The organism is Aestuariirhabdus haliotis (genome assembly GCF_023509475.1).
Lineage (GTDB): Bacteria > Pseudomonadota > Gammaproteobacteria > Pseudomonadales > Aestuariirhabdaceae > Aestuariirhabdus > Aestuariirhabdus haliotis.
Genome location: NZ_JAKSDZ010000073.1, coordinates 1 through 9,144 on the forward strand (window position 1 = coordinate 1; position 9,144 = coordinate 9,144).

At 52.7% G+C, this 9,144-nt stretch carries 7 protein-coding genes and 2 tRNA genes; 2 read left to right on the top strand and 7 right to left on the bottom strand.

What is annotated here, in order from left to right; all coding sequences use genetic code 11:
• Window positions 1–118: 118 nt before the first annotated feature.
• The 7 genes from MIB40_RS18930 to MIB40_RS18955 all read right to left on the bottom strand — a co-directional run bounded on the left by MIB40_RS18930 (window position 119) and on the right by MIB40_RS18955 (window position 6,509).
• Window positions 119–994 (bottom strand): DMT family transporter, encoded by an 876-nt coding sequence (locus MIB40_RS18930; protein WP_249697071.1) that lies wholly within the window; start codon window positions 992–994, stop codon window positions 119–121.
• A 249-nt stretch (window positions 995–1,243) separates the two neighbouring features.
• Window positions 1,244–2,494, bottom strand: coding sequence for a Y-family DNA polymerase (locus MIB40_RS18935; protein ID WP_249697072.1), 1,251 nt, complete (start codon window positions 2,492–2,494; stop codon window positions 1,244–1,246).
• Window positions 2,478–2,912 (bottom strand): LexA family protein, encoded by a 435-nt coding sequence (locus tag MIB40_RS18940; RefSeq protein ID WP_249697073.1) that lies wholly within the window; start codon window positions 2,910–2,912, stop codon window positions 2,478–2,480. Before MIB40_RS18940 ends, MIB40_RS18935 begins: the two co-directional genes overlap by 17 nt.
• 618 nt (window positions 2,913–3,530) lie before the next feature.
• On the bottom strand, window positions 3,531–3,731 hold the full coding sequence (locus MIB40_RS18945; RefSeq protein WP_249697074.1) for a hypothetical protein: 201 nt from the start codon (window positions 3,729–3,731) through the stop codon (window positions 3,531–3,533).
• Window positions 3,732–4,366: 635 nt separating this feature from the next.
• Window positions 4,367–4,621, bottom strand: a complete 255-nt coding sequence (locus tag MIB40_RS19885; protein ID WP_406566477.1) for a LamG-like jellyroll fold domain-containing protein — start codon at window positions 4,619–4,621, stop codon at window positions 4,367–4,369.
• A 315-nt stretch (window positions 4,622–4,936) separates the two neighbouring features.
• Window positions 4,937–5,013, bottom strand: a tRNA-Pro gene (locus MIB40_RS18950).
• Between the two features lie 83 nt (window positions 5,014–5,096).
• On the bottom strand, window positions 5,097–6,509 hold the full coding sequence (locus tag MIB40_RS18955) for a methyltransferase (protein WP_249697075.1): 1,413 nt from the start codon (window positions 6,507–6,509) through the stop codon (window positions 5,097–5,099).
• A 313-nt stretch (window positions 6,510–6,822) separates the two neighbouring features.
• Here MIB40_RS18955 and fusA point away from each other — a divergent pair, with 313 nt between their 5' ends.
• Together fusA and MIB40_RS18965 are read left to right on the top strand one after the other, a co-directional pair.
• Complete coding sequence (fusA, locus tag MIB40_RS18960; RefSeq protein ID WP_249697076.1) at window positions 6,823–8,901, top strand: elongation factor G; 2,079 nt, start codon at window positions 6,823–6,825, stop codon at window positions 8,899–8,901.
• 163 nt (window positions 8,902–9,064) lie between these two features.
• A tRNA-Asn gene (locus MIB40_RS18965) sits at window positions 9,065–9,140 on the top strand.
• Window positions 9,141–9,144: the final 4 nt, after the last annotated feature.

A 9,144-nucleotide genomic window follows, 5' to 3' on the forward strand; every position in this document is an offset into this window, starting at 1 on the left:
GTTGAAGCCCTTGTTCAGGTCTCGACATGAACGGCGAGCTTCGCCTTGATAAAAACCATTTTAGGATCCGCAGAGATCTATCCGAATTAATCAAATGTGCCTTAGTTTTATTGCACGATCAACGCTTCCACACCGCATTGAGCAGTGCGCCCAGAATAATCAAGCCACCGCCCAGCCAGGTGACCAGGGTGGGCAGCTCGTCGAAAAACACCCAGCCGAGCACGAAGGCGAACACCACCTGCACGTAGGAGAACGCGGTCGCTCGGCCCGCTTCTTCGGTTTGCAGGGCTCGGGTCAAACCCACCTGCCCCACCTGGGTGAAGATCCCCACCAACAGCATCAGCCCGGCAGCTTCAGCGCTGGGCATAACAAAGTCACCGCCAAGCAATACCAACGACAATGGCAGCGCAATCAGCGGGAAATAAAAGATAATGACCGAACTGTCTTCCACACGACTTAAACGGCGCACCAGTACGTAAGCGATCGCACTGCCAAAAGCACCGCACAATGCGGCTACCAGACTGAGCATTGGTAACTCAGGCACCGCAGTGGCGATCAACCCCGGCTTCGAGATCAACAGCAAACCCGTCATGCTCAGAACAATACACAGCAACGTTGCCAGCCGAATGCGCTCTCGTAAAAACAACCAGGCCAGCACCGCGGTAAAAGCCGGATGCAAATACTGTAATAAAGTTGCCGTCGCCAGCGGTAAGGTGGTCACCGCATAATAAACGCACACCAGCGCCAGCGCCCCAACCGCGCCACGGGCGAACAGCAGACCGTGATGCTGCCCCCAGGGTGACAGGCGCTTACGACGAATATCCAGATAGCTAAGCCCCAGGGACACCAACGCCCGCGCCGCCACAATCTCCAGCACCGGAATACCATAACCACTGGCCGCCTTAACGCAGACCGCCATCAACGCAAAGCCAAGCGCCGACAACAGCATAAAGCGCACGCCGGTGGGGAAGCGTTGAATCAGATTGTTAAGCATTAATTGTGTAAGCCCAGAAAGGTTAGATTTGTCCGTATGGAGGAAGGAGATTACATATCAAAATATCATTCAAAAAGTTCAGCAAACACTCTTATCAATAGACTGAAATGACAATCTAAACAGACGACGCAGCTTACTCTTATTGAGGCTGACAGCATAGATTTCTCACTATTAAAAACCAACAACCCTAGCGACACATTCGACAGTTTGAATAACTATTCCCGCAAAACCACACTGATCAGTTATTCCTTAAGAACGCACAACCGGCAGATCCTGCCACTTCGTCGTGTATTGTGGCGAGAGGAACTGCTGGCGCATTGCCCAGGGCTTTTTTATTCCCTGTGAGGCAAGGAAGACCGCTCCTTTGCCCTGCTGTCGATTGATCTTATCCATCACGCTCATCAGTCGATCGGCCCGCTCAGGCTGGCCGGGGTGCAGCAGGTCAAACTGTTGATGCTTGCGATCAACCAGCTCGATCAAACCAATACCCGCTTTTATGTAGGCATGATCTGGCCGGTAGATGCCTTGCATCATTCGTCGCGCCAGAGCCGTAATCAGTCGAGTATCGTCGGTGGGGTACGCCAGCTTGGCAGTTACGCTGTCACTGAAGTAATTCGGTTCATGCGGTGATGTATGCAGAAACACGTGAATAGTAACCGCAAGGCTTTGCTGATCTCGTAGCTTTTCGGCGGCCCTGCCCGCATACACCGAAATAGCTTCCAGAACGGGTTGCAGTGTTGTCGCCTTTTGACCAAAGCTTCGGGTGCAGTAGATCTGCCGTTTCGGGGGCGGCAGGTCTTCCAGGGCCAGGCAAGGATGACCATTCAGCTCTTCGAGGGTTCGCTCCAGATTAACATTGGAAACCTGTCTAACCGCTTTCGGGTTGGCCGTTGCCAGATCCCAGGCCGAGTGGATATCCAGAGTCGCCAATCTCCGCGCCATTCGCTTGGCAATGCCCCATACGGCGGTAACCGGTACCCGGCGACAAACCCACTCCCATTTCTTTGGCTGGTCCAGCACACAAACGCCCTGCCCTTGTCGATGCCGCTTGGCAACATGGTTTGCCAGCTTGGACAGGGTTTTACTCGGTGCGATGCCGACACTGATCGGCAGGCGCACGTGCTGCCAGACTCTGTCTTTCATTTGCCACGCCAGGCGATTCAGATCCTGGTGCCCAGTCAGGGACAAGAACATCTCATCGATCGAATACACCTCCACCTGGTCCCCTATGCCCTGCAGGGTTCTCATAAACCGCGCAGAGATATCTCCGTACAGCGGGTAGTTGGAGCTAAAAATGGCGACCCGGTGCCGGCGTAGCAGGGGTTCAATTTTGAAAAAGGGCTCCAGATCTGGAACCCCCAGTGCCTTGGCCTCCCAGGATCGAGCCACCACAAAGCCGTCGTTATTGCTTAACACCACCACCGGCTTGTTGCGCAGATCCGGCCGAAAGATCTGATGGCAGGAGGCATAGAAGGAGTTGGCATCAACGATGGCGATCACGGTGACACCGGATAGAAAAAGGCACTACCCCCTCAATCACCAGCTCCGCCCCTTCGAAAACGGGGATCGGCGGGTAATCGGGGTGCGACGAGAGCAACCGGCGCTTTTTGGTATCCAGCAGCTTGCAGCTCAACTCGCCGTTGATCACCGCAACCACCACATCACCGTCTACCGCCTCCAGCGCCCGGTTCACCACCAGAATATCGCCATCGAAAATGCCCTCGCCCTCCATGGACTCGCCGGAGACGACCGTAAAGAAGGTCGCTGCCGGGTGGGTAATCAGGTATTCATTGAGATCCAGGCCCTTATCGACGTAATCATCGGCAGGGCTGGGAAAGCCGGCGGAAACCCTGGAGAGGTACAAAGGGAGGCGCAGAGCGGTGGCCGCCTGAGCACTACTGAAGGAGATTAGAGACATAATTATACCTGTATAAATATACAGGTATAATTATGTTCGGTAGTTACCAAACAATCAAGTTGGCGTATAGAGGGTCGTCTTATCTGACCGTCATAGCAGAAACGCCTGCCAGCGCTTCCATAAGAAAAATTGAGACCTTAATTGCACCGCTAAATACTGGACAGTAATGTAAAAAAGCTAATAGATCCTGCCATTCATTCTGTATTTCGATTAGTCATTTCGTTACGTAGAAAAAAAATGTCACAATCTAAACTTCTTATACCATTTCAATTACCATATTTATGGCCCATATTTTTTACTTACTCTAAAAATTCAATTTAAAACACCCCACCAAATCAAAATCTTTTATAAATTAAAATTATAAAATATATTAAAATAACTAAACCAAAGACAATACAACAGAAAAATCAATTATTTCAGCAGTAAAAAAATTACAATGAAAGAAAAACAACATAACAAAAACAAAATCCAACATAAAATTCTTAATTGACCACTAAAACAATTGATTCCTCCAAAACCACAAACAACAGATAGATATTAGCATTCACTATCACTAAAAAATTATTATCTAGAATTAATATGAAAAAATAACAACAAAAATAAATCAATAACTTTTCATTACCAGATAACACAACCACACACTGACTTATAGCAAACACATACACCACCGAGATCTTTATATTCTTCAGGTGGAGTTAAGCTTCGACCAGAACCAGTCATATCTAATTTCGAAACTTCTAAACCTAAAACTGACAATTCAGAATTTGCCGCTTCAATAGCTTTTATAAAAACCTCCTCTAGATCATTTTTATAATTCATACCTATTCCTCCACACCCAATATTTACAGGTAAATCGAAATATGAATAGGGAGATTCACTTTTCACCCAAACGAAAATAATAAATCCACAACGCATTAAGAACCCTAAGCCGAGAACAAATAAAACACCATTTCGAATATAAAACAAATACTAAAAACTGATTAAAAAATATTGAACAATCTCACCTAGCAACATAATCAAACCATTAACTCCAAAACTGAAAACGCTTCTTCCGTACAGATATATCAAGAAGCACTCAAACTATCTGTGAATTTTCCTGCCGTCCATTCGATAAGAACACCACTCCGAAAACCTCTCATAGCTATCGGATCACCATGAAAAGTAAACTAGAGCGTAGCTTCACTTGAATTTAATGATTTCAATTTGGCTCTATCTACTTCATAAGCCGAATCCAGAAAGAGTGATCGTAATCTGAGGACGGACTCACCTTCACCAGCTATTACTTCCTGTTCTTGCCCGACGGTGATATTCTCCCAACTAGCTACCACAGATCGATAGCGCCCATCATTAACAAAAAACCGCTAAGCAACAATCTCTCCACGATCCGCAGTCAGCTGCGTGATTTCAGATAAAGTCAGCACTCGATCAAAATATCTGAAATGATCCATGGGTATCTAGGTGTACACAGTGGACGACCTCACTAATGCCTGGAAGTGACTCGTATTAATTCCGGCACCTGAACCGCTCACATACTGCGTCCACTCACCCGACTGGTTTTTTCCACTATATTCCTCTAACGCCCATTCAGTACCATCAACATAAAGCCGCACTGCGGCACCATCCCTTTGCCAAACCACATGATGAAATTGTCCATCAGCAGGTACTTCATTGACTGACTGTAGGTTTAACGACTGTAGCGCTCCGCTCATGATTAGCCCATAACGATGAGCAGCTCGAGTAACAACACCTAGATCAAAGCGAGGAAAATTAAGTGTCAGCAACGACTCATAAAAAAGCGCTTGAGCAGAAAGAGATTGGTGAACGATTCACTTTTCATGACATAAAGGCCAAAGGCGTCAGTGACCACGAAAACCACCACAGCGGCCACAGGACACTTAGTGCAAAACAGATTTACATCCGGAAAACGGAACGGGTAAAACCAACCAGATGAATATTTTTGGTTTCATTTTTGGTTTCATTCGACGTGGGGTTAGCAATTACTATCAATAAGGCACTTGGTTTACTGGTCGGTGTGAGAGGATTCGAACCTCCGACCCCGTCCTCCCGAAGGACGTGCGCTACCAGGCTGCGCTACACACCGATTTTTTGAACGCCAGCCGAACAGCTGACATGTAATAAGTCTAGAACGAATTCAGCCCTCATTCCAAGGCTGGATTGGAGCCTTTAACAGGTCACAAAGCGGTACAGATAGACCCGCCCTGCCACCTCTTCGCCCCGCTCCTGCCGTAGCACCAACTCGGCGGAGGACAGTTCCAGCAGGCCATGTTCGGCGGCCAGGCGGTCGATATAGAGTGGGCTGTGCTGATAGCGGCCGTTGGGTAACAGGGATACCTCCTGCTGGCCCTGCTCGATGGTGAATGCCAACAGCCCTCCCGGGCTAAGACGCCGGCGTACACGGTCGAACCAGGTGTCCAGCTCGCCGAGATAGATCAGCACATCGGCGGCGCAAATCAGCTGCCATTGTTCGCCGCCCTGCTCGGCGTCTTGTTCAAGGAAAGGCACAATCGAGGCCTGCTCCAGCTGCTGGTATATCTCTTTGCTGTCGGCCAGCTTGATCATATTGGCCGACAGGTCGACCCCGGCCAGATGCGTCACGGGGAGCTTTTCGCACAGGGCGGCGCCCATCAAGCCGGTGCCGCAGCCCAGGTCCAGTACCCGATCCAAATGCTCGACTCCCTGCTCCAGCAGCGTCGCGACGATGTGCCCCGGCGCGCCGTATTGCAGGCGGTGCTGCAGGTGCAGTTCGAACTTGTCGGCGTATTGATCGTACAGCGCCTCGACATATTCGTCCGGCGCCGCGCCACGGGGGGCATTGCGGCGCTCCAGAGAAGCCAGCATATGGGCCACAGCCAAATTATTCGGGTCCTGCTCGGCGGCCAGCTGATAGAGCAAGCGGGCGCCATCCTGTTCGCCTTCGTCGGCCAGATAATCGGCAAATTGCACAATCATGCCCTGCTGGGGGCTCTCCACATCGATGCAGCGCACCCGGGCCAGAGCCGCGTCCTGTTGGCCGGTTTGCATCTCCAGCAAGGCGGCTTCGCGCTGCAGGTCAAAGCTGCGATCTTCGCTGGCAAGTTCTTGCAGCAACTCCCAGGCCTTATCGGTAAAACCCTGCCGGCGCAGTGCTACTGCCAGCCCCAGCAGATACTCGCCGTTACTCGGCTGTCGTTGCAGGGCGGCGGCAAAGGCCTGCTCCATAACCTCCCATTGCAACAGGGTTTCGGCGATATAGCCCTTGTTGGCCAGATAGGCCTGCTCTTTGGGGTTGAGTTCGATGGCGCGCTCGATGGCCTCCATCGCATCTTCGTCTTTGCCCAGACGTTGTAACACCAGTGCCAGATTGCTGAGCGCCTGATCGATACGCTGCTTGCTGCTGGCCAGCTCCAGGGCGCGCTCGAGCGAGCGCCGTGCGTCTTCCAGCTGACCTTCCTGAAATTGCAGCACCCCTTGCAGATGACAGATATTGAAATCTTCCGGCTGCTCGGCCATCAGCTTGCGACAGATAGCGCGGGCAGGGCCGGTTTTGCCCTGGGCCAGCAGGGTAAACGCCTTTTGCAACAAACGATCTGGGGTCATGAATAGTTCCGTTGTTTCAGTATCAGCATAGTCCAGACAAGGGGGTCTCAGGCTGAAACAGGATTATTGCGCAGTGAGCGATTCGGGTTCAAGGCTGGTGCAATTGATACGCTGCCACTCATTCTGTTCTTGCCCAATGCAAGACTCACAGCTTCAACTACCCTCTAAGGGCGCATTATAAGAGCTGCACCGATTTTGAACAGATCGTTTTATCAATGCGGTTGTCGATAGTTAGAGAGACTTGATTGTCGCCCAGTGTAAGCGCAAGGTATAACTTCCTCATTTATCAACCGGGGAAGCGTTCGAGGCACCCATGGACCGTTCCCATTACCCATTACAGCAGATTCGCAATATCGGTTTTATTGCCCACATTGATGCGGGCAAAACTACCCTCAGCGAACGCATTCTGTTTTACAGCGGCTTCACCCACCAGATGGGCAACGTCGATGCCGGCAACACGGTCACCGACTGGATGGAACAGGAACGCGAGCGCGGCATCACCATTGTCTCTGCCGCCATCAGCACCAGTTGGCGCCAGCACCAGCTGAACATTATCGACACCCCCGGACACATCGATTTCACCGCCGAGGTAGAGCGCGCCCTGCGCATTCTCGATGGCGGCGTGGTGTTGATCGACGCGGTTAAAGGCATCGAGCCGCAAAGCGAGACCGTGTGGCATCAGGCCGAGCTGCATCATGTGCCCCGCCTGTGCTTTATCAACAAGATGGATCGTACCGGTGCCGACTTTGAGGCCAGCCTCGACAGTTTTCGTCAACGCCTCAATAGCGAACCACTGCCAATCCAGCTGCCGATTCAGGACGAACAGGGCTTTCACGGCGTGATCGACCTGGTCGGGCAGCGGGCTCTGTACTGGCAGGACGCACTGGGCAGCGAGATGATCACCACCGCGGTCCCCGAGTTGATGCAGGCGGCTTGCGATAACGCACGCACGGCGCTTATCGAGCGCGTGGCCGAAGAGGATGAAACTCTGCTGGAACGCTATTTGGCCAACCAGTCCATTACCGAGGCCGAGCTGAAAGCGGCCATTCGCCGTGGCACCCTGGCCAATCGCCTGTTCCCACTACTGTGCGGCGCCTGCCTGCGCAATTTAGGGGTGCAGCCCCTGCTCGATGCCATTGTCGATTACCTGCCATCACCGGCAGATATCGGCGAGGTCGAAGGCACTCACCCGAAGCAGAATGAGCGCATCCGCCTGCCCGCCAGCAGCGATGCCCCCCTGGCGGCGCTGGTGTTCAAAGTGGTGAGCGACTCCTACGCCGGCCACATGGCCTATGTACGGGTGTATTCGGGCACCTTAAAAGCCGGCCAAAAGGTCTGGATACCCGGGCGCCAGCGGGAGGCTCGAATCGGCCGCATGGTGCGCGTGTACGCCGACCGCCGGGAAAATATCGACGAAATACCCGCCGGCGAGATCGACGCAATTGTTGGACTCAAGGGGGCTTTTACCGGTGACACCCTGTGCGACCCGAAACATCCCATTCTGCTGGAAACGATCGAATTCCCAGAGCCCGTGGTCAATATCGCGCTGGAGCCTGCCACACCCAAAGACCGCGACGCGATCAGCCAGGCATTGGCCAACCTGGCCGAGGAAGACCCCACCTTTCATGTCCATACCGATGAGGATACCGGGCAAACCCTATTGTCCGGTATGGGCGAGCTGCACCTGGAAGTGCTGGTCAATCGCCTGCAGCGCGAGCATTCGGTGGCGGTGCGCACCGGGCGTCCCAAGGTGAGCTATAAGGAAACCATTGTCGAGCCGATCAAGGGGATTCGTGGTCGATTGATTCACCAGAGTGGCGGCCACGGACAATACGGTGATGTCACCCTCGATGTTCAGCCCGGCGAACGGGGCAGCGGAGTCCAGTTCCAGAGCCGGATCAAGGGCGGCCTGATTCCCAACGAGTTTATTCCGGCGGTGGAGAAAGGCATACGCGATGGCGTCAGCTGCGGCCTGATCGGGGGGCACGATATTACCGACATCAGCGTGGCACTGGTCAGCGGTTCCAGTCACGAGGTGGATTCCAGTGAGCAGGCGTTTCGCAGCGCCGCCACCATCGCCCTCAATCGGGCCATTCATGAGGCCGGGCCACGCCTGCTGGAACCCATTTTCAAACTGGAGGTTAGCCTGCCCGATGACAATTTAGGCGATCTGCTTGGCTTGCTGGCACAGATTCGTTGCCGGGTGGAGGACACCCGCGGCACCAGCTCGCGCCTGCAAACAGTGCGAGGGTTAGTGCCGCTCGCGGAGATGTTTGGCTTCGCCACCCGGCTGCGATCCCTGAGCCATGGTCGCGGCCTGTTCTCCATGCGCTTCGACCATTTCGCGCTGGTGCCCATCAGTGTGCAGCAACAGCTGGAGCCCTTGCTGTAGGGTTAAACATCTCGGTTACAGCCACGTTTTCCTTACCGCCTTCCGTGCGATAACTGTTTGTTTTCTGTGCAATTTACCCACAATTTGAGCACTAAAAAGGAAACTCCTTCGAGACAGTTGACCCCATTCGAGGGAGTCATTAATATAGCGCCTCCCATGCAGTTCCCCGATAGCTCAGTTGGTAGAGCAAATGACTGTTAATCATTGGGTCGCTGGTTCGAGTCCAGCTCGGGGAGCCACTTA

Excerpts from the sequence above, each read along its gene's own strand:
- MIB40_RS18945 (WP_249697074.1), bottom strand. The coding sequence starts at position 3,731 with ATGAATTATAAAAATGATCTAGAGGAGGTTTTTATAAAAGCTATTGAA.
- fusA (WP_249697076.1), top strand. The coding sequence starts at position 6,823 with ATGGACCGTTCCCATTACCCATTACAGCAGATTCGCAATATCGGTTTT.
- MIB40_RS18955 (WP_249697075.1), bottom strand. The coding sequence starts at position 6,509 with ATGACCCCAGATCGTTTGTTGCAAAAGGCGTTTACCCTGCTGGCCCAG.
- MIB40_RS19885 (WP_406566477.1), bottom strand. The coding sequence starts at position 4,621 with ATGAGCGGAGCGCTACAGTCGTTAAACCTACAGTCAGTCAATGAAGTA.
- MIB40_RS18940 (WP_249697073.1), bottom strand. The coding sequence starts at position 2,912 with ATGTCTCTAATCTCCTTCAGTAGTGCTCAGGCGGCCACCGCTCTGCGC.
- MIB40_RS18930 (WP_249697071.1), bottom strand. The coding sequence starts at position 994 with ATGCTTAACAATCTGATTCAACGCTTCCCCACCGGCGTGCGCTTTATG.